Here is a 375-nt window from a genome sequence, read left to right on the forward strand (position 1 = left end):
CAATTTACCTTGTTCCAGCTTAGTTTGAATACTAGCTAGAGCATTATCTAAAATACTTGTATCCTCATTGATATAAAAAGGACTGATAAGCCTTACTAATTCTTCAGGTTTATATTCTTTTTTATCGTTAGCAAATAGTAGGTCTAATAGATCTCCTGTTTCACTATCAAATATAGGGTACAGGTCAACATAGCGCGTGCATAGCAACTTTTTAATTACTTTCTGCCAAAACTCCATGCTATTGTGTTCGCCCTTAGAACTCCAGTTTAGAACCTCGTCTAAGTCAGAACCTGCCATACTAATCAAAGTATCAGAACCAACATCAGACTTTTTATATTTAACATGATTAAATTCTACTTTTGTTATTTCATTAGC

General features: G+C 33.3%; 1 protein-coding gene. It reads right to left on the reverse strand.

Going from position 1 to position 375, the window contains the following annotated elements; all coding sequences use genetic code 11:
* Positions 1–375, reverse strand: a 375-nt coding sequence (locus tag FDW96_RS22120) for a hypothetical protein (RefSeq protein WP_212732931.1), incomplete at both ends; no start/stop codon positions are given.

The organism is Citrobacter sp. TBCS-15, assembly GCF_005280815.1.
GTDB classification, from domain to species: Bacteria; Pseudomonadota; Gammaproteobacteria; order Enterobacterales; family Enterobacteriaceae; genus Citrobacter; species Citrobacter werkmanii.